Here is a 21,885-nt window from a genome sequence, read left to right as displayed (position 1 = left end):
GGGGTCATCGGCGCGGCGGGCCCAGCTCGTGCCCGGCCCGCACGGCACCGGCGACGCGCTCGCGCAGCGCCAGCTCGGCCCGGCGGGCGTCCTCGGCCATTCCGCGGATCTCCTCGCCCGCCATCGCGTCCCCGACGGTGCTCGCCAGCAGGTCCCGGTAGCGGGCGTTCTGCTCGGGCAGCGCCTGCAGGACGCCGGACTCGTGGTAGGCGTCGTCGGCCTCGCCCGCCCGGCGCGCGTAGGCCTCCAGCGCCTCGATCCGCCCGGTGACCGACCGGACCGACAGGTCCAGAGCGCGGTCCTGTGGCTCCAGCAGGGCCCGGACGCGCGCCGAGAGGCGTTCCGGCTGCTGGGCGCGGCGCTCGCGGCGCAGCCGCGTGTGCTCGGCGAGGGCGCCCGCGATCGCCCACTCCTGCCGCGGCAGGACGACCGTGTTGTTGATGTCGTCGAGCAGCCCGGCGCCGTGCGCCTGCGACCCGAGCACGGCGTCCACGGCGCGCTGGGCGCGGACGAGGAGCCCGGAGGCGGGCTGGTCGAAGTCGGCCGGAAGGAGGTAGCGGCCGTGGTGCTCGCGTGCGGCGCGGGCGGCGGCGGGCTCCCGGACGTACCGCAGCGCCCCGGCGACCCAGCCGGCGAAGCTCGCGGCCGCGAGGGCGACGGCGGCCTCCACCTGGCCGAGCAGCAGCAGGAGGACCTGGAGGGCCGGAGTGAGCATCATCGCGAGCACGGGCAGCCTCCCCCAGCGCACCGCGCCCCCCACCAGCTCGTCGTCGTCCAGCGAGGCCACGAAGCACACGCGCAGCCACCCTCCGGGCAGGACGCCGTAGAACATCGCGAACGCCGGGATCCACACCAGCCGCGCCGCGACCGTGGCGCCGCGCAGCCGCGGGGGCGCCGGAGCGGGCAGGCAGGCCGGGACGAGCCGCTCGGGCGCGGCGGCCAGCAGGGCGCGCTCCTCGCCGCCGATGCCGGGATCGAACACCGGGCGGGGACGGTATCGCTCGGTCATCGCCACTCCCCTCCGCGTCGGGAACCCGGGCCGGGCGGTTCCGAGCCTTCCACGCGGGACCCGGCTCTCTCCGGGTTGTCACGAGATCCGGACATTCCTGCCGTCGCTGGTCATCCCTCCTCCGGTACCGGCTAGTCCTGCAGCTCCGCCCAGACCTCCCGGTCGCGCTCGGCCGTCCAGATCCGGGGGCGTTCGACGCCGTCCAGCTCGTCCCAGAGGCGGGAGACGTCGAAGGGCAGGCAGTGCTCGAAGATCGGCCAGCCGCCGTAGGCGGGGGCCAGCGCCGCGTGCACGGCGGCGAACGCGTCCCTCGGCGCGCCGCCCTCCCGCCGGACCCGTTCGACCTCGTCGATCATCGTGGTGAGGAACTCGCGGGTCTGCCCGACGGCGGCCTGGGCGGCGTCGCGGCCGTGCGCGACGGCTCCGCGCCCGCCGATGAGAGTCTCGGCCCCGAAGGAGTGGACGTGGTCGAGCGTGCCGGAGGCCCACTCGCGGTGGAACGCGTCGCCGGTGTAGAGCGCGGCCTGGGTCTCCACGAGGTCGCCGGCGAACAGGATCCGGTGCCGGGGCAGCCACGCCACGATGTCGCCCTCTGTGTGGCCGCGCCCGCAGTAGGCCAGGTCGAGGTCGCCGCGGTCGCCGCCGAGGTCGATGGTGAGGGTGCCGGAGAACGTCGCGGTCGGCCAGGTGAGCCCCGGGATGCCGTCCGGGTCCTTGAACAGCCGGGGCATCCGGCCGTACTCCGACTCCCAGTCCTGCTCGCCGCGCTCGGCGATCAGCGCGCGCGTCAGGTCGTGCGCGACGACCACCGGGGCGCCGAACGCGCTCGCGCCCAGCGTCCGGACGGCGTGGTAGTGCGACAGGACCAGGTAGCGGATGGGCTTGTCGGTGTGCTCGCGCAGGACGGCGAGCCAGTCGCGCGCGGCGGCGGGCGTGGCGAGGGCCTCGAAGCAGACGAGGAAGTCCTCGCCCTCGACGGCCCCGACGTTCGGGTCGCCCTCGGCGGTGAGCGCGTACACCCCGTCGGCGAGGATCTCCAGCGTCTGCGTCTTGTCGCCCAGGTCCGCGGACGACGCGAACGGTCTCGGCATGGGCGCCCCCTCGCGGTCGTGGCCCCGGCCTCTTCGCCTGCATGTGCTTCATTCCACGCAGAGCGGTCGATAACCGTCTGCCCCCTCGGGAGGACGGCCCGGGCGGGGGTAGGAGGGATCTCGAAGGTGCCGCGTGTGAGGAGGATGCCCGGGTGAACGCCGCGCTCGGACTGCTGGCCGTCCTCGTGCTGACCGCCGCGACCGGCTACTTCGTGGCGCAGGAGTTCGCCTTCGTCACCGCGGACCGCCCGGCGCTGGACCAGCGGGCGGCGGAGGGCGACCGGGCCGCCGGACGCGCGGTGCGGGTGATGGGCCGGCTGTCGTTCATGCTGTCGGGCGCGCAGCTCGGCATCACGGTCACCGCGCTGGTCGTCGGCTTCATCGCCAAGCCGGCGCTGGCCGACCTGATCGCGCCGGCGCTGCGCGCGGGCGGGGTCCCGGACGCCGCGTCCGGCGGGGTGGCGGTCGCGCTCGGGTTCGTCCTGGCCACCGTGATCCAGATGTTGCTGGGCGAGCTGTTCCCCAAGAACCTGGCGCTGGCGAGGGCGGAGACGCTGGCCCGCGCGCTGTCCGCCTCCACCCTGGTCTACCTGACCGCGGCCGGCCCGCTGATCCGGCTGTTCGACGCGTCCGCGAACCGGCTCGTCCGCGCGGTCGGCATCGAGCCGGTGGAGGAGCTGCGGCACGGCGCGACGCTGGAGGAGCTCGGCCACATGATCGGCGAATCCGGGGAGCAGTTCCAGGCGGGCCACGCCGACCTGCTGGAGCGGGCTCTCGTGTTCTCCGAGCGGGACGCCGAGGAGGTCATGGTGCCCCGCGTCGACGTGGTGACCGTCCCGGCCACGGCGCGCGCCGCCGAGGTGAGCGACGTGATCGCGGCGAGCGGGCACACCCGCTACCCCGTCCTCGGGGAGGGCGTCGACGACGTGGTCGGGGTCGTCGGGCTGGAGGAGCTGGTCGCTCTCGACCCGGACGCCGCCGCGCGCACCGAGGTCCGCGCGCTCGCCCGGCCGCCGCTGCTGCTGCCGTCGTCGCTGCCGCTGCCGGAGGTGGTGCTGCGGCTGCGGGGCGCCGGCGAGCCCCTCGCCTGCGTGGTGGACGAGTACGGCGGCTTCGCCGGCATCCTCACCTGGGAGGACGTCGCCGAGGAGCTGGTCGGGGAGATCGCCGACGAGAACGAGCCGGGCGAGGACCTCGCGATCCGCAGCGGCGAGTGGTGGACGACGGACGCGGGGCTGCGGATGGACGAGGTCGCCCACGAGACCGGCATCGCGCTGCCGGACGGCGACTACGAGACCGTCGCGGGGCTGCTGATGAAGCGGCTCGGCCGGGTCGCGCGGCCGGGCGACGTCGTCCGGGTGGGGCTGGCGCCGGCCCGGCTGGACGAGCCGGCCCGCACGGCCGTGGTGGAGGTTCTGACCATCCACCGGCACGTGCCCGAGCTGATCCGCATCCGCACCGTGGAGGAGGGCCGGTGAACCTCGGGCTGGGCGCTCCGGTCACGCTGGCGCTGCTGGCGGGCAACGGATTCTTCGTCGCCACCGAGTTCGCGCTGGTGGCGGCGCGGCGGCCCCGGCTGGAGCGGGCCGCGGCGCGCGGTCGCCGGGGGGCGGGCGCGGCCGTCGCGGGGATCGACGAGCTGTCGCTGACCCTCGCGGGGGCGCAACTCGGCATCACGATGTGCTCGCTCGGCCTCGGCCTGGTGTCCGAGCCGGTGTTCGCGGGGGCCCTCACGCCGCTGTTCCACGCCGCCGGGCTGCCGGAGGGCGCGGCGCACGCCGTCGCGTTCGTGCTGGCCCTGGCGCTCGTGACGTTCCTGCACATGGTCGTCGGCGAGATGGCGCCGAAGTCGTGGGCGATCGCCGACCCGGAGCGCTCGGCGAGCGTGCTGGGCCCGCCCTTCCGCGCGTTCGCCACCGTCGTGCGCCCGCTGCTCGCGGCGCTGAACGGCGCGACGAACCTGCTGCTGCGGCTGGTGGGCGTCCGCCCGGCCGACTCCCGGGAGGTGTCGCGCACCCCCGAGCAACTGCGCAACATCGCCCAGGAGTCGCGACGGCTGGGCCTGATCGGCCAGACCGAGCTGGCGCTGCTCACCACCGCGCTGGACGCGCCGCGCGCCCCGCTGGCCGGCCTCGTCGTGCCGGTCTCCGACATCGCGTCGGTCCCGCCGTCCGCGACGCCGCAGGAGGTCATCGACACCGCCGCCCGCACCGGCCACATCCGGCTCATGGTGCGGGGCTCCGGGCGGCCGGTGCAGGCCCGCATGGTGCACGTCCGGGACGCCTTCGTGGCCCGTGCGCGAGGCCGCGCCGCCCAGGCCGGGGACCTGGCGCACCCCGTCCCCGCGATACCGGTCGGCACGCCCGTCGGCGAGGCGGTCGCCACGCTGAAGGCGGGCCACAGCCACCTCGGTCTCGCCGTCGCGCCGGACGGTACCGTCGCCGGCCTGGTCAGCCTGGACGACCTGCTCACCACGCTGCTGGCCGTGCGCTGACCCCCGCGAAGATGTCAACGTTGGTTGACACGCCACGAATGTCAACCTACATTGACAGCCATGAGCGATGGAGTGACGCTCGCCCAGGAGGCGAGCAGCCGGGATCCCGCGGTGGGCCTGCGGGCCGTGCGCGCACTGCGCGAGCTGGCCGAGAGGCTGGAGGCGCTGCAGGTCGCCAGCGCCCGCGACCAGGGCTGGTCCTGGCAGGAGATCGCGGTCTGCCTCGGCGTGAGCCGGCAGGCCGTCCACAAGAAGCACGGCTCCGGCCGCCGCCTACTCAAGAAGGAGCAGTAGAGGATGTTCGAGCGTTTCACCGCGGACGCGCGGCAGACGGTCACCGGGGCCCAGGCCGAGGCGCGGGCGCTGCGCGACCGCCACATCGGCACCGAGCACGTCCTGCTCGCCCTGGCGGGCGCCGAGGACGCCATGGGACGTGCGCTGCGCGAGCACGGCATCGGCCCGGACGACCTGCGGAGCCGCATCGTCCGCGTCGACCGCGCGGGCGGCGACGTCCTCGACTCCGCCGCCCTGCGCAGTATCGGGATCGACCTGGACGCCGTCCGGGAGGCCACCGAGCAGAGCTTCGGCGAGGGCGCCCTCGACGTGCCGGCCGGAAAGCTCGACCGGTTCCGGCGCGGGCACATCCCCTTCACACCCCAGGCCAAGAAGGCGCTGGAGCTGAGCCTCCGGCACGCGATCCGGCTCGGCCAGAAGGAGATCCGCAGCGGTCACCTCCTGCTCGGCGTCCTGCACGACGGCGACTTCCTGTCGGTGCGGCTGGTCACCGAGGCGGGCGTCGACGTCGAGGAGCTGCGCACCGAGGTGCGCCGGCTCCTGACCTCCAAGGCGGCCTGACCGCCTGGTCAGCCGAAGGCGCCGGTGAGGGCGCCGACGCAGGCGGCGCCGCGGGCGGGATCGTAGGGGAAGCGCCGCTTGCACTCGCCCGAGACCCAGGGCGGGGGCGCGTGGCGGGCCCGCGGCGGCTTGCGCTTCGCCGGCCTGTGGTGCCGACGAACGGTGTGGTGGTGCCGGCGCGGCGAGGCGGCGGCGTGCTCGCCGCGACGAGCCCGCTTCTTATGCCCGGCGTGCCGGCGGGACGGGTTCGCGCGCGGCTCGGCCACGTCCCGTCCCGGCGGCGGCGACGAGGCGGGCGAGGGCCGGGCGGACGGCACCGGCGTGGTGACGCGGTCCGCCGGACGGGCCGGCGCGAGCCGCGCCGTCCCGTAGGCGATGACGAGGATCAGCCCCGCGACGAGGGCCAGCGCCGCGATGACCACCGACAGGCGGCTCGGGCGGCGGACGGGCGGCCGGGGCTCGCCGCGGGTGAACCCGGCGGGCGGAAGGCTGGAGGAAAGGCGCACCCCATGATGGTCACGCTGCGCAGCCGTCCGTACACGGAGACGCGCCGCAACCGTTGCCACCTCGATACATTGGCCGGACCTTCCGGAACGGCCCCGCGATCACGCCGGACCTCGGGGGCGGAACCCCTGGCCGCCGGTCGGGATGACGGTGAAGCGGCGCAGGTCGAGCGCCGGGTTCCTCGCGCGGACGGCCTTGACGCGCTCGGGCGAGACGTCCCCGGACACGACCCCGGTCCCCTCCCCCAGCGCGGCCACGACGACGCCCATCGGGTCGACGACCATGCTGTTGCCGGCGCCGGTCGGGGCGCACTGGTCGGCGGCCGCCACGTAGATCGTGTTCTCGATCGCGCGGGCCCGCACCAGCGTCCGCCAGTGGTCCTCCTTGAGCGGCCCCGGCACCCATTCGGCGGGAAGCGCCAGGACGTCGGCGCCGGCGTCCACGATCCGCCGCGTCACCTCGGGGAACCGGACGTCGTAGCAGGTCTGCATGCCGAACGTGACGCCGTCGACGGCGAAGGTCCGCGGCTCGCCGATCTCGCCGGGCCGCACCAGCGCCGACTCCTCGTACCCGAACGCGTCGTACAGGTGGATCTTGCGGTACTCGGCGACGACGTCCCCTCCGGGGGCGACGGCGACGAGGGTGTTGGAGATGCGGTCCGGGTCGTCCAGCCGCTCGTTCACCCCCGCGACGACGTGGACGCCGTGGCGCCGGGCCAGGTCGCCGAGCCCCTCCACGAACGGGCCGTCCAGGGGCTCGGCCGAGTCGACGAACCGCCGGTCCATCCTCGGCGCGGTGAACATGGCGAACTCCGGCAGGACCACGACCCGCGCGCCCTGCCCGGCCGCCTCGGCGGCCAGGCCGCCGATCGCCGCCAGGTTCTCGTCCTTGTCGGTTCCGGGCGCGAACTGCGCCACCGCGACCCGCACCATACGCCGCCTCCTACATCCGGTCGACGCCGGTCACCCGGACGACGGCCTCGCCCTCCTGGTCGGACCCCGCGAGGTCGACCTCGGCGCTGACGCCCCAGTCGTGGTGCCCCTCGGGGTCGTCGAACACCTGCCGGACGCGCCACAGCGCGTCCTCGGGGACCTCCTCGATCTGCAGCAGCTTCGGCCCCCGCGCGTCGGCCCCGGTGAGCAGCTCGTCGTGCTCCTCGAAGTAGCGGTCCATCGCCTCCGCCCACGCGTCGGCGCCGAAGTCGGGGTCCAGCCCGCCCAGCTCGCCGTAGCGCTCCAGCGCCGCCAACTCCACCCGGCGGAACATCGCGTTGCGCACCAGCACCCGGAACGCCCGCGTGTTCGCGGTGACCCTGGTGACGCGCTCCTCGATCGGCTCGTCCACGTCCTCGGCCGGGTTGGCGAGCTGCTCCCACTCGTCCAGCAGGCTGGAGTCGACCTGCCGGACCAGCTCGCCCAGCCACTCGATCAGGTCGATCAGGTCGTCCGTCTTGATCGATTCCGGGACGGTCTGCTGCAGCGCCTTGTAGGCGCCCGACAGGTACCGCAGGACGAGCCCCTCGCCCCGCGCCAGCTCGTAGTAACCGATGTACTCGGTGAACGTCATCGCCCGCTCGTACATGTCGCGCACGACCGACTTCGGGCGCAGCGGGTGGTCGCCGACCCAGGGGTGCCCGGCCCGGTACACCTCGTAGGCGGCGCCGAGCACGTCCTCCAGCGGCTTCGGGTGGTCGACGTCCTGGAGCAGCTCCATCCGCTCCTCGTACTCGATGCCCTCGGCCTTCATCTCCTGGACGGCCTCGCCCCGCGCCCGGTTGACCTGCGCGGCCAGGATCTGCCGCGGGTCCTCCAGCGTCGCCTCGATCACCGACAGGACGTCCAGCGCGTACGACGGCGACGCGGGGTCGAGGATCTCGAAGGTCGCGAGCGCGAACGTCGACAGCGCCTGGTTGAGCGCGAAGTCCTCCTGGAGGTCGACGGTGATGCGCGCGTACCGGCCGGCGTCGTCCGGCTCCGGCAGCGCCTCGACGACCCCGCCCGCGAGCAGCGACCGGTAGATCGCGATGGCGCGGGAGATGTGCCTGCGCCGCGCCGCGGGCTCCTCGTGGTTGTCGGTCAGCAGCCGCTTCATCGCCTGGAACGCGTTGCCCGGCCGCGCGATCACCGACAGCAGCATCGCGTGGCTGACCTGGAAGCGGGACCGGAGCATCTCCGGCTCGGCCTCCTGCAGCTTGGCGAAGACGTCCTCGTCCCAGCCGACGAACCCCTCCGGCGGCTTCTTGCGCTGGACCTTCCGCCGCTTCTTCGGGTCGTCGCCGGCCTTGGCCAGCGCCTTCTCGTTCTCCACCACGTGCTCGGGCGCCTGCGCGACGACGAAACCGACCGTGTCGAAGCCCGCCCGTCCCGCGCGGCCGGCGATCTGGTGGAACTCCCGCGCCCTGAGCCGCCGCACCCGGTGCCCGTCGTACTTGCTGAGCGCGGTGAACACGACGGTCCTGATGGGGACGTTCACCCCCACTCCCAGGGTGTCGGTCCCGCAGATGACCTTCAGCAGCCCGGCCTGCGCGAGCCGCTCCACCAGCCGCCGGTACTTCGGCAGCATCCCGGCGTGGTGGACCCCGATGCCGTGCCGGACGAACCGCGACAGGTTGCGCCCGAACTTCGTGGTGAACCGGAAGTTGCCGATCAGCTCGGCGATCCGCGCCTTCTCCTCCTTGGTGCACACGTTGATGCTCATCAGCGCCTGCGCCCGCTCGATCGCCGCCGCCTGCGTGAAGTGCACCAGGTACACCGGCGCCTTCTGCTCGGCCAGCAGCTCCTCGATGGTCTCGTGCAGCGGCGTCACCCGGTAGTCGTAGATGAGCGGCACGGGCCGCTCCGCGGACGTCACCAGGGCCGTCGGCCGTCCCGTCCGCCGCGTCAGGTCCTTCTGGAAGAACGTGACGTCCCCGAGGGTGGCCGACATGAGCAGGAACTGGGTCTGCGGCAGTTCCAGCAGCGGTATCTGCCACGCCCAGCCCCGCTCGGGCTCGGCGTAGAAGTGGAACTCGTCCATCACGACCACGCCGATGTCGGCGTCCGCGCCGTCCCTGAGCGCGATGTTCGCCAGCACCTCAGCCGTGCAGCAGATGATCGGCGCGTCCGCGTTCACGCTGGCGTCGCCGGTCATCATCCCGACGTTGTCGCGCCCGAACATCTCGCACAGGTCGAAGAACTTCTCCGACACCAGCGCCTTGATCGGCGCCGTGTAGAACCCGACCTGGTCCTTGCCGAGCCCCGCGAACAGCGCCCCCGCCGCCACCAGGCTCTTGCCCGACCCGGTCGGCGTGGACAGGATCACGTTCGCGCCGGAGACCACCTCGATGAGCGCCTCCTCCTGGGCGGGGTACAGCGTGATCCCGCGCCCCGACACCCACCGTTCGAACGCCTCGAACAGCGAGTCGGCGTCGGTGTCGTTTCCGGAGGGAAGCTCATCGATAAGGCTCACCCCTCCATCCTGCCCCCGATCGCCCACTGCCCGCGCCGGATGCCGCCCCGCGGTCCTAGACCAGCCCCTGGCCGTACTTCTCCAGGAGGGGCCCGAGGTCGGGCTCCCCGAAGGACTCCCGCATCGCCTCGAACACGCGAACCTTCTCCTCCCCGTACCGCCGGACGTGGCCGGCGTAGGTGGCGGCGGACACGAAGGTCGGCGGATCGGTCTTGCTGTGGAACTTGTCGGCGTACATGACGAGCCGCTCCTCGCCGCTCACGGCCACGTAGTCGCCGGCGGGCACGGGAAGCCGCTGCCGCACGATGTCGTCCCGGGTCAGCCCCACCCCGGTGTGGCACGAGCAGAACCGGCAGATCTCCTCGGGGAACCCCTCGTCCCGGAGGATCGCGTGACCGAGCACCCCGTGCCGGACGTAGCCGCTGCCATCGATCGTCCCGGACGGGCCGTACAGCCGGTAGACGCCGAGGTCGTGCAGCAGGCACCCGGCCCGCACGAGATCCGCGTCGACCGCGAGCCCCGCCCCGTCCATGATCCGCTCGGCGATCTCGCTCACGATGACGCAGTGCGTCCAGACGGCCTCGAACGCGGCCACTCCCGGTGCGTACCGCTCGTGCAGCTTCCGGATCTCGTCGTCCCCTGGTATCTCCACCCCACGACCTTAGAGACCGGAGCGCCCGCCGGTGATTAGGGACGGGGCGTGCGGCAACAAAGGGCTGAACGAACCGAGGAACGCGAGAGGAGCCGAGCGGATGGAGAAGAAGGAGCCGCAGGACCGGGGCGCGGGGGCCAGTTCCGGGTTTGAGGACCAGCCGCATGAGCGCGTCGTCCCGGGCAGCGAGAGCGCCGAAGAGGGATACGAGGGGGACGCCGAGAACGGGACCCGCGGCGGCGACCCGATCGCCGGGGTGGAGCTGGATCCGGACGAGGAGCCATGAGCTACGACCGCGTCGCCGTCGTCACGGGGTCCGACTCGGGGATCGGGAAGGCGACCGCGGTCGCGCTGGCTCGCAGGGGGTTCGATGTCGGCATCACCTACCGGTCCGACCGGGAGGGGGCGGCGGGGACGGCGCGGGAGGTCGAGGTCGCGGGGCGGCGGGCGGCCGTCCGGCGGCACGACCTGACCGACCCGGTGCGGGCGGCCGGAGCCGTCGACGAGCTGGCCGACGAGCTCGGCGGACTCGGGGTGCTGGTCAACAACGCCGGGACGGGCAGCATGCGGCAACTGCTCGACATGGGCTTCGAAGAGTGGCGGGAGGTGGTCTCGGTCGACCTCGACGGGGCGTTCCTGTGCTCGCAGCGGGCCGCCCGGCGGATGGCCGACCGGGGCGAGGGCGGACGCATCGTCAACGTCACCAGCGTCCACGAGGAGTACCCGCGGGTCGGGGCCGGGCCGTACTGCGCCGCCAAGGGCGGTCTGAAGATGCTCGCCCGGGTCCTGGCCCTGGAGCTGTCCGAGTCCGGGATCACCGTCAACACGGTGGCGCCCGGAGAAATCGCGACGCCGATGACCGGGCAGCACGAGCGGCCCCCCGAGCCGGAGAGCCGGGCGGGGTACCCGCTGGCGCGGCCCGGGCACGCCAGGGAGGTCGCGGAGGCGATCGTGTTCCTGGCGAGCCCGGAGGCGTCCTACGTGACGGGCGCGTCGCTGTTCGTGGACGGCGGCCTCGGGCTCATGGGGCCGCAGGCCGCGGGAGCCCTGGAGTCCCCGGAGTGGCGGAAGGGCTGACCGTCAGGCGCTCACCTCGGTCCGGTCGCCGCCCCAGAGGGTGTGGAAGGCGCCGTCGCGGTCGGTGCGGCGGTAGGTGTGGGCGCCGAAGAAATCGCGCTGGCCCTGCGTGAGCGCGGCCGGCAGGCGTTCGGCCCGCAGGGAGTCGTAGTAGGCCAGGGCGGTGGAGAAACCGGGCGCGGGGACGCCGAGGCGCGCGGCGGTGGCGACCACCTCGCGCCAGGCGTCCTGGGCGTCGCCCACGGCTTCGGCGAAGTGGTCGTCGGTCAGCAGCGTCGGCGTGTGCGGGTCGGCCTCGTAGGCGGCGCGGATGCGGTCCAGGAAGCGGGCCCGGATGATGCAGCCGCCGCGCCAGATGGTGGCCATCGCCCCGAGGTCGATGTTCCAGCCGTACTCTTCGCTGCCCGCCTGGATCTCGTGGAACCCCTGCGCGTACGCCACGATCTTGGAGGCGTACAGGGCCTGCTCCACGGCGTCGGCGAAGCCGGAGTCCGCGACGGCGCCGCGGGACGGCCCGGGCAGGCGCCGCGCGGCCTCGCGCAGGGCGGCGTGGCCGGAGACGGACCGGGCGAACACGGCCTCGGCGATGCCGCCGACGGGGACGCCGAGGTCGAGGGCGGTCTGCACGGTCCAGCGGCCGGTGCCCTTCTGCTCGGCCTGGTCCAGGACGACGTCCACGAACGGCCTGCCGGTCGCGACGTCGGTGTGCGCCAGGACCTCGGCGGTGATCTCGATCAGGTAGGACTCCAGGCGGCCGGTGTTCCAGGTGCGGAAGACCTCGGCGATCTCGTCCGGCGCGAGCCCGGCGGCGTGCCGCAGCAGGTCGTAGGACTCGGCGATCAGCTGCATGTCGGCGTACTCGATGCCGTTGTGCACCATCTTCACGAAGTGCCCGGCGCCGTCGGGGCCGACGTGCACGCAGCAGGGCGTCCCGTCGACCTTGGCGGAGATGTCCTCCAGCAGCGGGCCGAGCGCCTCGTAGGACTCGGCGGAGCCGCCCGGCATGATGCTCGGGCCGTGCAGCGCGCCCTCCTCGCCGCCGGAGATGCCGGTGCCGACGAAGTGGATCCCGCGGTCGCGCAGCGCGGCCTCGCGGCGGCGGGTGTCGGCGAAGTTGGCGTTGCCGCCGTCGACGATCATGTCGCCGGGCTCCAGCAGCGGCGCGAACTCGTCGATGACCGCGTCGGTCGGGCCGCCCGCCTTCACCATGACGACCAGCCGCCGGGGCCGCTCCAGCGACTCCACGAACTGCTCCGGCGTTTCCGCGGGCAGGAACGTTCCCTCACCGCCGAACTCCTCCACCAGCGCCTTGGTCCTGGCGGATGTGCGGTTGTGCACGGCCACGGGATGCCCGTGCCGGGCCAGGTTGCGGGCCAGGTTCCGGCCCATCACCGCCAGTCCGGTGACACCGATTCGCGCCTTCTGCATTGGCTCACTCCTCCTCGTGTGCGACCCTGACCAAGGGGTTGTACGCGGCTCATGATCCCCCCGTTCGAGCGCCCGGGCCCGCATGCCCGCGCTCGGCGCGGGAACGGGTCGCGCGTTGAGGACCACTTTCGATGGTGCCATCTACCAGGGGGTGCGATGCTGGGACTGCCGGACGAGGCGGCCGCGTGTCTCTTCGATCTCGACGGGGTGCTGACCCGGACCGCGGCCGTGCACGCGGCGGCGTGGAAGGAGATGTTCGACGGCTACCTGCGCGAGCGGGCGGAGCGGACCGGTGAGAAGTTCACCGAGTTCGACCCCGTGCGCGACTACGGACGGTACGTCGACGGCAAGAGACGCGAGGACGGGACGCGCTCGTTCCTGGAGTCGCGCGGCATCTCCCTGCCCGAGGGCGATCCGGACGACCCGCCCGAGAACGAGACGATCAGGGGTCTCGGGAACCGCAAGAACGCGCTCGTCCTGAAGCTCATCGAGGAGAAGGGCGTCGAGACGTTCGACGGGTCGATCGACTACGTCCGCAAGGCGCGCGAGGCCGGGCTGAAGACGGCCGTGGTCTCCTCCAGCGCCAACACCGTCCAGGTTTTGCGGACGGCCGGCATCACCGACCTGTTCGACGCGCGCGTGGACGGCGTCGTCGCGGCGGAGCGGAACCTGCCCGGCAAGCCCGCCCCCGACACGTTCCTCGCCGGGGCCGCGGAGCTGGGCGTCACGGCGGACGAGGCGGTGGTCTTCGAGGACGCGCTCGCCGGCGTCCAGGCGGGGCGTGCCGGAGGGTTCGCCTACGTCGTCGGCGTCAACCGGGTCGGCGACGAGCACGCCAAGGCGCTCGCCGAGCACGGCGCCGACGTCGTGGTCGACGACCTGTCCGAGCTGCTGGAGGCACCGTGAGCGAGCGCGAAGGCCAGAGCGACCGGCCCGTGTTCTCGGTCGAGCCGTGGTGCGTGCGGGAGCCGGAGCTGCGGCTGGACCGGCTGGCCCAGACCGAGTCGGTGTTCTCCCTCTCCAACGGGCACGTCGGCATGCGCGGCAACCTCGACGAGGGCGAACCGCACGGGCTCCCCGGCACCTACCTGAACTCCTTCTACGAGCAGCGTCCCCTGCCGCACGCCGAGACCGCCTACGGCTACCCCGAGATGGGCCAGACGGTCATCAACGTCACCAACGGCAAGGTGATCCGGCTGCTCGTCGACGACGAGCCGCTCGATGTGCGCTACGGCCGCCTGCACCACCACGAGCGGATCCTCGACATGCGCGCCGGGACGCTCACCCGGAGCCTGGAGTGGACCTCCCCGGCCGACCGGACGATCAAGGTGACCTCGGTCCGGATGGTGTCGCTGACCCAGCGGGCCGTCGCGGCGATCTGCTACGAGGTCGAGCCGGTGGACGAGGCGGTCCGGGTGGTCGCCCAGTCGGAGCTGGTGGCCAACGAGGCGCTGCCCGGCGGCGCCAAGGACCCGCGCGCCTCGGCGATCCTGAGCAGCCCCCTCGTCGGCGAGGAGCACGTCGCCAACGGCACCAAGGTGCTGCTGCTGCACCGGACGCGGCAGAGCGGCCTGCGGATGGCCGCCGGGATGTCGCACGACATCGAGGGCCCGGAGTCGATGGCGATCGACACCGAGAGCTCCAAGGACGTGGGGCGGCTGACGGTCGCGACGCGCCTGGAGCCGGGGCAGCGGCTGCGCATCGTCAAGTACATCTCCTACGGCTGGTCGAGCCGGCGGTCGCGTCCCGCGCTGCACGACCAGGTGGTCGGGGCGCTGGCGGGCGCGCGGCAGACCGGCTGGCAGGGCCTGCTGGACGAGCAGCGCGAGTACCTGGACGACTTCTGGGAGGGCGCGGACGTCGAGGTCGACGGCGACGCCGAGATCCAGCAGGCGGTCAGGTTCGGGTTGTTCCACGTCCTGCAGGCCGGCGCCCGCGCGGAGCGCCGCATGATCCCGGCCAAGGGGCTGACGGGGCCGGGCTACGACGGGCACACGTTCTGGGACACCGAGACGTTCGTGCTGCCGGTCCTCACCTACACCTCCCCCGGCGCCGCGGCGGACGCCCTCGGCTGGCGGCACATGACGCTGCCCCTCGCCCGGGACCGTGCCAACCAGCTCGGCCTGGAGGGCGCGACGTTCCCGTGGCGGACGATCCGCGGGCATGAATGCTCGGGCTACTGGCCCGCCGGCACCGCCGCGTTCCACATCAACGCCGACATCTCCGACGCCGTCGTCCGGTACGTGGACGCCACGCAGGACGAGCAGTTCGAGCGGGAGATCGGCCTGGACATCCTGGTCCAGACGGCGCGGCTGTGGCGGAGCCTCGGCCACCACGACGTGGGCGGGGTGTTCCGCATCGACGGCGTCACCGGCCCCGACGAGTACAGCGCGGTGGTGGACAACAACGTCTACACCAACCTGATGGCGCGCCGGAACCTCCAGGAGGCGGCCGAGACGGCGATGCGCCATCCGGACGTGGCCGACCGGCTCGGTGTGAACGCCGAGGAGGCGGCGTCGTGGCGGGACGCGGCGGCGGCGATGCTCATCCCCTACGACGAGCGGCTCGGCGTCCATCCGCAGAGCGAGAGCTTCACCAACCACGCCCGCTGGGACTTCCCGGCGACCAAACCCGACCACTATCCCCTGCTGCTGAACTACCCCTACTTCGACCTCTACCGCAAGCAGGTGGTCAAGCAGGCGGACCTGGTGCTCGCCCTGCACCTGTGCGGGGACGCGTTCACCGACGAGCAGAAGGAGCGCGACTTCGCCTACTACGAGGGGCTGACCGTCCGTGACTCCTCGCTGTCGGCGCAGACGCAGGCGGTCGTCGCCGCCGAGGTCGGCCAGCTGGAACTGGCGCACGACTACCTCGGCGAGACCGCGCTGATGGACCTGCACGACCTGAACCACAACACCCGCGACGGGCTGCACATCGCCTCGATGGCGGGCGCGTGGAGCGGGCTCGTCGCCGGGTTCGGCGGCATGCGGGCGGGGAAGGGCACGCTGCGGTTCGCGCCGCGGCTGCCCGGCGGGATCAGCCGGCTGGCGTTCCGGATGCGGTACCGGGGCAACCGGATCAAGGTCAGCGTGACCGGTGAGGCGGCCCGCTACGAGCTGCTGGACGGCCGGGGCCTCACGCTCTGGCACCACGGCGAGCGGTTCACCCTCGCCGACGAGCCCGTCGAGCTGCCGATCGAGCAGATCCCGGTGCGCCCGGCGGTGACGCAGCCGCCGGGGCGGGAGCCGGCCCCGCGGCGCATCGACCCGCACGGGCGCGACCTCCGCCGCCGCTAGGCGGGGCCGCTCTCCGGATCGCAGACGCGCGCGCAGCCGTCCGCCTCGAAGGCCCGCGTCCCGTCCGCCGGGCGGGACACGGGCCCTCCGGCGCCGGCCGGCACGAGCAGCCGGCGTGGTCCCGGTCCCTCGTCCCCGAGCCGGTCGTAGGGGTTGGCGAGCGCGCACTTGCTGATCGACAGGCAGCCGCAGCCGATGCAGTCGGTGAGGTCGTCGCGCAGCCGTTCGAGCTGCCGGATGCGCGTGTCGAGGTCGCTGCGCCACGTCTCCGACAGGCGCGCCCAGTCCGCCACCGTGGGGGTGCGCTCCTCGGGGAGGGTGGCGAGCGCGTCGCGGATGTCGCCGAGCGGGATCCCGACGCGCTGCGAGACCTTGATGAACGAGACCCGGCGGAGCGTGTCCCGGCCGAACCGCCGCTGGTTGCCCGCCGTGCGGCGGCTCCTGATCAGCCCCTTGGACTCGTAGAAGTGCAGCGCCGAGACGGCCACGCCGCTCCGCTCGGCGAGCTGCCCGACGGTCAGTTCGTGCACCCGGTGCTCCAGCCGCGTCATGCACCGGATCCTATGCGTTCCTCAACCGTGCTTGAGGTTGGGCCCGGCACGGCCCGGGGGCCGGGTCAGTAGTGGGGAGCGGGGCTCGTCCCGCCCGCGCGCTCGGCCGCCTGGCCGAGCCGGCGCAGCCGGAACGCCGCGCCGACCATGGCGGCGCCGGTCAGGATGGCCAGCAGCCCGATCAGCCAGACGATGGCGATCGCGCCGGAGACGGGCCAGGCGAACAGCATGATCCCGAAGATCAGAGAGACGGCGCCGGTGAGCACGTACGCCCACTCGCCCTTCAGCTCCTTGCGCATCGCGAGCGCGACGCCGATCTCCAGCACGCCGGTGGCGACCGCCCAGGCGGCGATCAGTATCAGCAGGACGAACGCGGTGATGCCGGGCCACACCAGCGCCGCGATGCCGAGCGCGATCCCGGCGGCCCCCGACAGGGCCAGCAGGCCGCGCGGCCCTGCGGACGTGCCGCGGATCGCCTGTGCCACCGCGAACACCCCGTCCACCAGGGCGTACGCGCCGAACAGCACCACCAGCGCCCAGACGGTGATGCCCGGCCACACCCAGGCGACGATGCCGAAAAGGATCGCGAACGTGCCGCGCAACGCGAGCACCCACCAGTGGCGGGTCATCAGATCGAACATGCCGGCCTCCCGGGACGGGGGACCCCTCCAGTGTTGTCCCGTGTTCCCCGCGGGGAATGCAAAGGCCGGTCGCGAACTTCGCAAAGTTCACGACCGGCCCGCGGGTCCGGCCGGTGGCCCGGCGCCGCCCGCGCGTCAGTTCTCCAGGCGGCGCACCAGGTCGTGGTACTCGTCCCACAGCGCCTTCGGCGTGTGGTCACCGAACTTCTCGAAGAACTCCGGCACGAGGGCGGCCTCCTGCTTCCACACCTCGGTGTCGACCGACAGCAGCGTCTCCAGGTCGGCGTCGTCCAGGTCGAGGCCCTCGGTGTCGAGCGCCTCCCTGGTCGGCAGGTGCCCGATCGGGGACTTGACCGCGTCGGCCTTGCCGTTGAGGCGCTCGACGATCCACTTCAGGACGCGGCTGTTCTCGCCGAAGCCGGGCCAGATGAACGCGCCGTCGGCGTTCTTGCGGAACCAGTTGACGTAGTAGATCCGCGGGAGCCTCTCCGGGTCCGTCGCCTTGCCGATCTCCAGCCAGTGGCCGAAGTAGTCGCCCATGTTGTAGCCGCAGAACGGCAGCATCGCGAACGGGTCGCGGCGCAGCTCGCCGACGGCGCCCTCGGCGGCGGCGGTCTTCTCGGACGCGACGTTGGCGCCGAGGAACACGCCCTGCTGCCAGTCGAACGACTCGGTCACGAGCGGGACGGCGGAGGCGCGGCGGCCGCCGAACAGGATCGCCGAGATCGGGACGCCCTTCGGGTCCTCCCACTCGTCGGCGATGATCGGGCACTGCCCGGCCGGGGTGGTGAAGCGGGCGTTCGGGTGGGCGGCCGGGCTCGTGGAGTCCGGCGTCCAGTCGTTGCCCTTCCAGTCGGTCAGGTGCGCGGGCGGCTCGTCGGTGAGACCCTCCCACCACACGTCGCCGTCGTCGGTGAGGGCCACGTTCGTGAAGATGCTGTTGCCCCACAGCGTCTTGACCGCGTTGGCGTTGGTGCTCTCGCCGGTGCCGGGCGCGACGCCGAAGAAGCCGGCCTCGGGGTTGATGGCGTAGAGGCGGCCGTCGTCACCGAAGCGCATCCAGGCGATGTCGTCGCCGATCGTCTCGACCTTCCATCCGGGGATGGTCGGCTCCAGCATGGCGAGGTTGGTCTTGCCGCACGCCGAGGGGAACGCGGCGGCGACGTAGCGGGTCTCACCGGTGGGCGGCGTCAGCTTCAGCACGAGCATGTGCTCGGCCATCCAGCCCTCGTCGCGGGCCATGGTCGAGGCGATGCGCAGCGCGTAGCACTTCTTGCCGAGCAGCGCGTTGCCGCCGTACCCGGACCCGTAGGACCAGATCTCCCGGGTCTCGGGGAAGTGCGTGATGTACTTGGTGGAGTTGCACGGCCACGCGACGTCATCCTGGCCCGGCTCCAGGGGGGCGCCGACGGAGTGGACGGCCCTGACGAACGACCCGCGCTCCTCGATGAGACGCAACGCGCCCTCGCCCATCCGCGTCATGATCCGCATGGACACGGCGACGTAGGCCGAGTCGGTGATCTCCACGCCCAGCTGGGAGATGGTGCCGCCGAGCGGGCCCATGCAGAACGGCACCACGTACATGGTGCGGCCCTTCATGCAGCCCTCGAAGAGGCCGCCCAGGGTCTCCCGCATCTCGGCGGGCGCGATCCAGTTGTTGGTGGGACCGGCGTCCTCCTGCTTCTCGGAGCAGATGAACGTCCGGTCCTCGACGCGGGCGACGTCGGTGGGGTCGGAGGCGGCGTGGAAGCTGTTGGGCCGTTTGGCCGGGTCGAGCCGCGTCAGGGTGCCCTGCTCGACGAGAAGGCCGGTGAGCCGCTCCCACTCCTCCTCCGAGCCGTCACACCACTCGACCCGGTCGGGTCCGGCCAGCTCGGCGATCCCGCGTACCCACTCAATCAGTTCGGTGTGGCCGGTAGGGGCCTGGTCGAGGCCGGGGACCTGGTTGGACACGGGCGTCTCCTTCAGCTGTTCGCAGGATGTTTGCATGATGAACAAGACCCGTCGTTTTTGCCATTTGGTCTGGACCAATCCCGTCCGCTTTTGGGGCATGATGCCCGGTTTTGTGAGGGATATCACTGGAGGTGCCGCCGACCGGCCGCACGCGCTCACCGGACGGCGCGGGGGCGTTCAAGCAGGGTAAACGTGGGTCTCGGTGGCCTTGACCGCCGCCCATATGGGGCTGCCCTCCGACAATTGGAGCTCCGCGACCGCCGCCTGAGTGACGTCCGCAACGGCGTCGAAAGGCGGGCCCGACAGCCGCACCCGGACGCGGTCCCCCTGCCGTTCGATCGCGCCGACACGGGTGCGCCAGAGGTTGCGCGGGCTGCCGTCGGGACGGGTCCGGTAGAGCGCCACCGAGGACGGCGCGAAGGCGAGAAACACCTCGCCTTCGAGTGAGTCGACAGTGTCGAGGGTTGCGCCGCCGTCCAGCACCACCGTGCCCGCCTCGGCCCTGCCCCGGTACAGGTTCAGCCCGACCAGGCGCGCGACGTAGTCGGTGCGGGGGCGGCGCGCGACGTCGGCCGGTGTCCCCTGCTGGACGAGCCTGCCGCCCTCGACGACGACGAGGCGGTCGGCGAGCACCATGGCGTCCAGCGGGTCGTGCGTGACGAGCACGGCGGCGCCCTCGAAGCCGGCGAGGTGGCGGCGCAGCGCGGCCCTGATCTCCAGCCGGGTGTGCGCGTCGAGCGCCGCGAGCGGCTCGTCCAGCAGCAGCAGGCGCGGGTCGACGGCCAGCGCGCGGGCGAGGGCCACCCGCTGCGCCTGCCCGCCCGACAGGGCCCGCGGACGCGCGGACGCGTGCTCGGCGAGCCCCACCCGCTCCAGCCAGCCCTCGGCGATCCGCCGGGCCGCGCGGCGCCCGGCGCCCTGGCAGCGCGGCCCGAACGCGACGTTGTCCAGCGCCGTGAGGTGCGGGAACAGCAGGTATTCCTGGAAGACCATGCCGATGCCGCGGCGGTCGGGCGCCAGCGGGCGCAGGTCCGCGCCGTCCACCCGCACGTGCCCGCCCGCCATCGGCACGAGCCCGGCCAGCGCGCGCAGCGCGGTGCTCTTGCCCGCGCCGTTCGGGCCGAGCAGCGCCACGACCTCGCCGGGCCCGGCGGTGAGCGCGAGATCGAGGTCGAACGCGGCGCGGCGGACGACGAGCCGCGCGTCCAGCCCCCGGGGGCCGGTCCCCGCCTCCGCCCGGACCGCTCGGCTCACCTCCCCGCCTCCGCTCGTCACGCGCCGCCCACCCACCGGTCCCGGAGCGCGGCGAGGACGGCGACCGAGACGGCGAGCAGGACGAGGCTGAGCACGATCGCCGCCTGCGGGTCGGTCTCCAGCGCCAGGTAGACCGCGAGCGGCATCGTCTGCGTCCGGCCGGGGAAGTTGCCCGCGAAGGTGATCGTCGCCCCGAACTCGCCGAGCGCCCGCGCCCAGCACAGGATCGCCCCGGCCGCGACGCCCGGCGCGACCAGCGGCAGCGTGACCCGCCGGAAGATCGTCCAGCGGCCGGCGCCGAGTGTGGCGGCGGCCTCCTCGTAGCGCAGGTCGGCGGCGCGCAGCGCGCCCTCCACGCTGATCACCAGGAACGGCATCGCCACGAACGCCTCGGCGAGCACGACGCCGGCGGTGGTGAACGGGAACGTGAGGCCGAAGGCGCGGTCCAGCCACCCGCCGACCAGCCCGCGGCGTCCGAGCACCAGCAGCAGCGCGACGCCCCCGACCACCGGCGGCAGCACCAGCGGCACGGTCACCAGGGCCCGGACGAGCCGGACGCCGGGGAAGCGGACCCGGGCGAGCGTCCAGGCGAGCGGGACGCCGAGCAGCAGGCACAGGCCGGTGGCGAGGGTGGCGGTGAACAGCGAGAGCCTCAGCGCCTCCAGGACCTGTGCCTGCAGAAGGCGCGTGCCGAGCGTCGACCACGGCGCCCTGACGAGCAGGCCGAGCAGCGGCAGCACCAGGAAGGCGAGCCCGAGCAGCGCGGGCACGAGCAGCGCCCAGGGCGGCCTGCCCGGCAGCCGGTCCGCCTTCCGGGCCGCCCGGGACGTTCGCCGCGGTCGCGTCACGGACCCTCGAAGCCCGCCCGGCTCAGCACCGACCTGCCCTGCTCACCGACCACCAGCTGGATGAACTCCTTGGCGAGCGCGCTGTGCGGCGCCTTGGCCACCTCGACGATCGGATAGTCGTTGATCGCCTTCGCGGCCTCCGGGAACTCGATGCCCGTGATCTTCCCGCCGGCGGCCTTCACGTCGGTGCGGTAGACGAGCCCGGCGTCGGCCTCCCCCAGCCCCACCTTCGTCAGGACGGCCTTGACGTCCTTCTCCCGCGACACCGGCTCGACCTCCACCCTGGCCGCGGCCAGGGCCGTCTCGGCCGCGGCGCCGCACGGCACCTGGACCGCGCACAGCACGACCTTCAGCCCCGGCCCGCCCAGGTCGCCCACCTTCGCGACCTTGCCCGGGTCCCCCTTCGGGACGGCGATGACCAGGCGGTTGCGGGTGAACACCCGCGGCCGCCCCGACGCGTCCCCGGCGACGGTCACCGTCCTCATGGTGGCGGGGCTCGCGGCCGCGAACACGTCCGCCGGGGCGCCCTGCGTGATCTGCTGCGCCAGCGTCGAACTGCCGCCGAACTGGAACCTGACCCTCACACCGGGATGCGCGCCCTCGAACGTCCTCCCGAGCGCGGTGAACGTCTCGGTGAGCGAGGCCGCCGCGAACACCGTCAGGGTCGTGCCGTCGCCCGGCCTCCCCGTCCCGGAGGAGCCCTCGCCGCCGGCGTCGCCGCAGCCGGCCAGGACGGTGAGCGCCAGCACCACCACCGCCGCAGTGCGCTTGAGCACGTCGCCTCC

General features: G+C 73.3%; 21 protein-coding genes and 1 pseudogene. 9 read left to right on the top strand and 13 right to left on the bottom strand.

What is annotated here, in order from left to right:
• Positions 1 to 4: 4 nt before the first annotated feature.
• Positions 5 to 1,009 (bottom strand): hypothetical protein, encoded by a 1,005-nt coding sequence (locus AB0H37_RS28020; protein ID WP_329092859.1) that lies wholly within the window; start codon positions 1,007 to 1,009, stop codon positions 5 to 7.
• A 131-nt stretch (positions 1,010 to 1,140) separates the two neighbouring features.
• Entirely contained in the window at positions 1,141 to 2,100 is a 960-nt protein-coding gene (locus tag AB0H37_RS28015) for an MBL fold metallo-hydrolase (RefSeq protein ID WP_360616301.1), read from the bottom strand.
• Positions 2,101 to 2,252: 152 nt separating this feature from the next.
• On the opposite strand from AB0H37_RS28015, the gene AB0H37_RS28010 reads away from it, so the two are divergent.
• The 5 genes and pseudogenes from AB0H37_RS28010 (at position 2,253) to AB0H37_RS27990 (ending at position 5,449) form a co-directional block, all read left to right on the top strand.
• A complete protein-coding gene (locus AB0H37_RS28010) occupies positions 2,253 to 3,578 on the top strand; it encodes a hemolysin family protein (RefSeq protein ID WP_329092863.1) in 1,326 nt (441 codons plus the stop codon).
• Positions 3,575 to 4,594 (top strand): hemolysin family protein, encoded by a 1,020-nt coding sequence (locus AB0H37_RS28005; protein ID WP_360616300.1) that lies wholly within the window; start codon positions 3,575 to 3,577, stop codon positions 4,592 to 4,594. Before AB0H37_RS28010 ends, AB0H37_RS28005 begins: the two co-directional genes overlap by 4 nt.
• Before the next feature lie 60 nt (positions 4,595 to 4,654).
• Entirely contained in the window at positions 4,655 to 4,888 is a 234-nt protein-coding gene (locus tag AB0H37_RS28000; RefSeq protein ID WP_179278852.1) for a helix-turn-helix domain-containing protein, read from the top strand.
• Between the two features lie 3 nt (positions 4,889 to 4,891).
• A pseudogene (locus AB0H37_RS27995) lies at positions 4,892 to 5,071 on the top strand (Clp protease N-terminal domain-containing protein); the annotation flags it as partial.
• Positions 5,072 to 5,197: 126 nt separating this feature from the next.
• Positions 5,198 to 5,449: a Clp protease N-terminal domain-containing protein gene (locus AB0H37_RS27990; protein ID WP_360616315.1), complete on the top strand. Its 252-nt coding sequence runs from the start codon at positions 5,198 to 5,200 to the stop codon at positions 5,447 to 5,449.
• A gap of 8 nt (positions 5,450 to 5,457) precedes the next feature.
• Here AB0H37_RS27990 and AB0H37_RS27985 read toward each other — a convergent pair whose 3' ends face one another.
• From AB0H37_RS27985 to AB0H37_RS27970, 4 genes are all read right to left on the bottom strand, one after another.
• A complete protein-coding gene (locus AB0H37_RS27985) occupies positions 5,458 to 5,955 on the bottom strand; it encodes a hypothetical protein (RefSeq protein ID WP_360616299.1) in 498 nt (165 codons plus the stop codon).
• Positions 5,956 to 6,054: 99 nt separating this feature from the next.
• On the bottom strand, positions 6,055 to 6,885 hold the full coding sequence (locus AB0H37_RS27980; RefSeq protein ID WP_329092875.1) for a carbon-nitrogen hydrolase family protein: 831 nt from the start codon (positions 6,883 to 6,885) through the stop codon (positions 6,055 to 6,057).
• Positions 6,886 to 6,895: 10 nt separating this feature from the next.
• Positions 6,896 to 9,400 carry a DUF3516 domain-containing protein gene (locus AB0H37_RS27975; RefSeq protein WP_329092877.1) on the bottom strand — a complete coding sequence of 835 codons (2,505 nt, stop codon included), beginning with the start codon at positions 9,398 to 9,400 and terminating at the stop codon, positions 6,896 to 6,898.
• A 55-nt stretch (positions 9,401 to 9,455) separates the two neighbouring features.
• Positions 9,456 to 10,052 (bottom strand): HD domain-containing protein, encoded by a 597-nt coding sequence (locus AB0H37_RS27970; RefSeq protein ID WP_329092879.1) that lies wholly within the window; start codon positions 10,050 to 10,052, stop codon positions 9,456 to 9,458.
• A gap of 100 nt (positions 10,053 to 10,152) precedes the next feature.
• On the opposite strand from AB0H37_RS27970, the gene AB0H37_RS27965 reads away from it, so the two are divergent.
• Together AB0H37_RS27965 and AB0H37_RS27960 are read left to right on the top strand one after the other, a co-directional pair.
• Complete coding sequence (locus tag AB0H37_RS27965; RefSeq protein ID WP_360616297.1) at positions 10,153 to 10,338, top strand: hypothetical protein; 186 nt, start codon at positions 10,153 to 10,155, stop codon at positions 10,336 to 10,338.
• Positions 10,335 to 11,129 (top strand): SDR family oxidoreductase, encoded by a 795-nt coding sequence (locus tag AB0H37_RS27960; protein ID WP_360616295.1) that lies wholly within the window; start codon positions 10,335 to 10,337, stop codon positions 11,127 to 11,129. Before AB0H37_RS27965 ends, AB0H37_RS27960 begins: the two co-directional genes overlap by 4 nt.
• 3 nt (positions 11,130 to 11,132) lie before the next feature.
• Here AB0H37_RS27960 and gndA read toward each other — a convergent pair whose 3' ends face one another.
• A complete protein-coding gene (gene gndA / locus AB0H37_RS27955; RefSeq protein ID WP_360616293.1) occupies positions 11,133 to 12,557 on the bottom strand; it encodes an NADP-dependent phosphogluconate dehydrogenase in 1,425 nt (474 codons plus the stop codon).
• 156 nt (positions 12,558 to 12,713) lie between these two features.
• On the opposite strand from gndA, the gene AB0H37_RS27950 reads away from it, so the two are divergent.
• Both AB0H37_RS27950 and AB0H37_RS27945 read left to right on the top strand, forming a co-directional pair.
• The gene (locus tag AB0H37_RS27950) at positions 12,714 to 13,463 is read left to right on the top strand and encodes a beta-phosphoglucomutase family hydrolase (protein WP_360616291.1); all 750 of its coding nucleotides are present in this window, start codon (positions 12,714 to 12,716) and stop codon (positions 13,461 to 13,463) included.
• Positions 13,460 to 15,853, top strand: coding sequence for a glycoside hydrolase family 65 protein (locus AB0H37_RS27945; protein ID WP_179834001.1), 2,394 nt, complete (start codon positions 13,460 to 13,462; stop codon positions 15,851 to 15,853). Before AB0H37_RS27950 ends, AB0H37_RS27945 begins: the two co-directional genes overlap by 4 nt.
• On the opposite strand, the gene soxR is transcribed toward AB0H37_RS27945, so the two are convergent.
• The 6 genes from soxR to modA all read right to left on the bottom strand — a co-directional run bounded on the left by soxR (position 15,850) and on the right by modA (position 21,876).
• On the bottom strand, positions 15,850 to 16,404 hold the full coding sequence (gene soxR / locus AB0H37_RS27940; RefSeq protein ID WP_360616289.1) for a redox-sensitive transcriptional activator SoxR: 555 nt from the start codon (positions 16,402 to 16,404) through the stop codon (positions 15,850 to 15,852). The two genes, AB0H37_RS27945 and soxR, sit on opposite strands and share 4 nt — an antisense overlap.
• 65 nt (positions 16,405 to 16,469) lie before the next feature.
• Positions 16,470 to 17,045, bottom strand: a complete 576-nt coding sequence (locus AB0H37_RS27935) for an HdeD family acid-resistance protein (protein ID WP_329092892.1) — start codon at positions 17,043 to 17,045, stop codon at positions 16,470 to 16,472.
• Between the two features lie 135 nt (positions 17,046 to 17,180).
• Entirely contained in the window at positions 17,181 to 18,998 is a 1,818-nt protein-coding gene (locus tag AB0H37_RS27930; protein WP_360616287.1) for a phosphoenolpyruvate carboxykinase (GTP), read from the bottom strand.
• Positions 18,999 to 19,175: 177 nt separating this feature from the next.
• Positions 19,176 to 20,252: an ABC transporter ATP-binding protein gene (locus AB0H37_RS27925; protein WP_360616285.1), complete on the bottom strand. Its 1,077-nt coding sequence runs from the start codon at positions 20,250 to 20,252 to the stop codon at positions 19,176 to 19,178.
• A 17-nt stretch (positions 20,253 to 20,269) separates the two neighbouring features.
• Positions 20,270 to 21,100 (bottom strand): molybdate ABC transporter permease subunit, encoded by an 831-nt coding sequence (gene modB, locus AB0H37_RS27920; protein WP_360616283.1) that lies wholly within the window; start codon positions 21,098 to 21,100, stop codon positions 20,270 to 20,272.
• Entirely contained in the window at positions 21,097 to 21,876 is a 780-nt protein-coding gene (gene modA / locus AB0H37_RS27915) for a molybdate ABC transporter substrate-binding protein (protein WP_360616281.1), read from the bottom strand. Before modA ends, modB begins: the two co-directional genes overlap by 4 nt.
• Between the last annotated feature and the right edge of the window lie 9 nt (positions 21,877 to 21,885).

Source organism: Actinomadura sp. NPDC023710 (assembly GCF_040639875.1).
In the GTDB taxonomy this organism is placed as follows: domain Bacteria; phylum Actinomycetota; class Actinomycetes; order Streptosporangiales; family Streptosporangiaceae; genus Spirillospora; species Spirillospora citrea.
Note: the sequence above shows the minus strand (reverse complement) of the source record. Positions and strands in the feature narration are given on the sequence as shown.

Bases quoted from the DNA above. Each gene is read 5' to 3' on its own strand.
- AB0H37_RS28020 (WP_329092859.1), bottom strand. From the start codon at position 1,009: ATGACCGAGCGATACCGTCCCCGCCCGGTGTTCGATCCCGGCATCGGC.
- AB0H37_RS28015 (WP_360616301.1), bottom strand. From the start codon at position 2,100: ATGCCGAGACCGTTCGCGTCGTCCGCGGACCTGGGCGACAAGACGCAG.
- AB0H37_RS28000 (WP_179278852.1), top strand. From the start codon at position 4,655: ATGAGCGATGGAGTGACGCTCGCCCAGGAGGCGAGCAGCCGGGATCCC.
- AB0H37_RS27980 (WP_329092875.1), bottom strand. From the start codon at position 6,885: ATGGTGCGGGTCGCGGTGGCGCAGTTCGCGCCCGGAACCGACAAGGAC.
- AB0H37_RS27965 (WP_360616297.1), top strand. From the start codon at position 10,153: ATGGAGAAGAAGGAGCCGCAGGACCGGGGCGCGGGGGCCAGTTCCGGG.
- AB0H37_RS27960 (WP_360616295.1), top strand. From the start codon at position 10,335: ATGAGCTACGACCGCGTCGCCGTCGTCACGGGGTCCGACTCGGGGATC.
- gndA (WP_360616293.1), bottom strand. From the start codon at position 12,557: ATGCAGAAGGCGCGAATCGGTGTCACCGGACTGGCGGTGATGGGCCGG.
- AB0H37_RS27950 (WP_360616291.1), top strand. From the start codon at position 12,714: ATGCTGGGACTGCCGGACGAGGCGGCCGCGTGTCTCTTCGATCTCGAC.
- soxR (WP_360616289.1), bottom strand. From the start codon at position 16,404: ATGACGCGGCTGGAGCACCGGGTGCACGAACTGACCGTCGGGCAGCTC.
- AB0H37_RS27935 (WP_329092892.1), bottom strand. From the start codon at position 17,045: ATGTTCGATCTGATGACCCGCCACTGGTGGGTGCTCGCGTTGCGCGGC.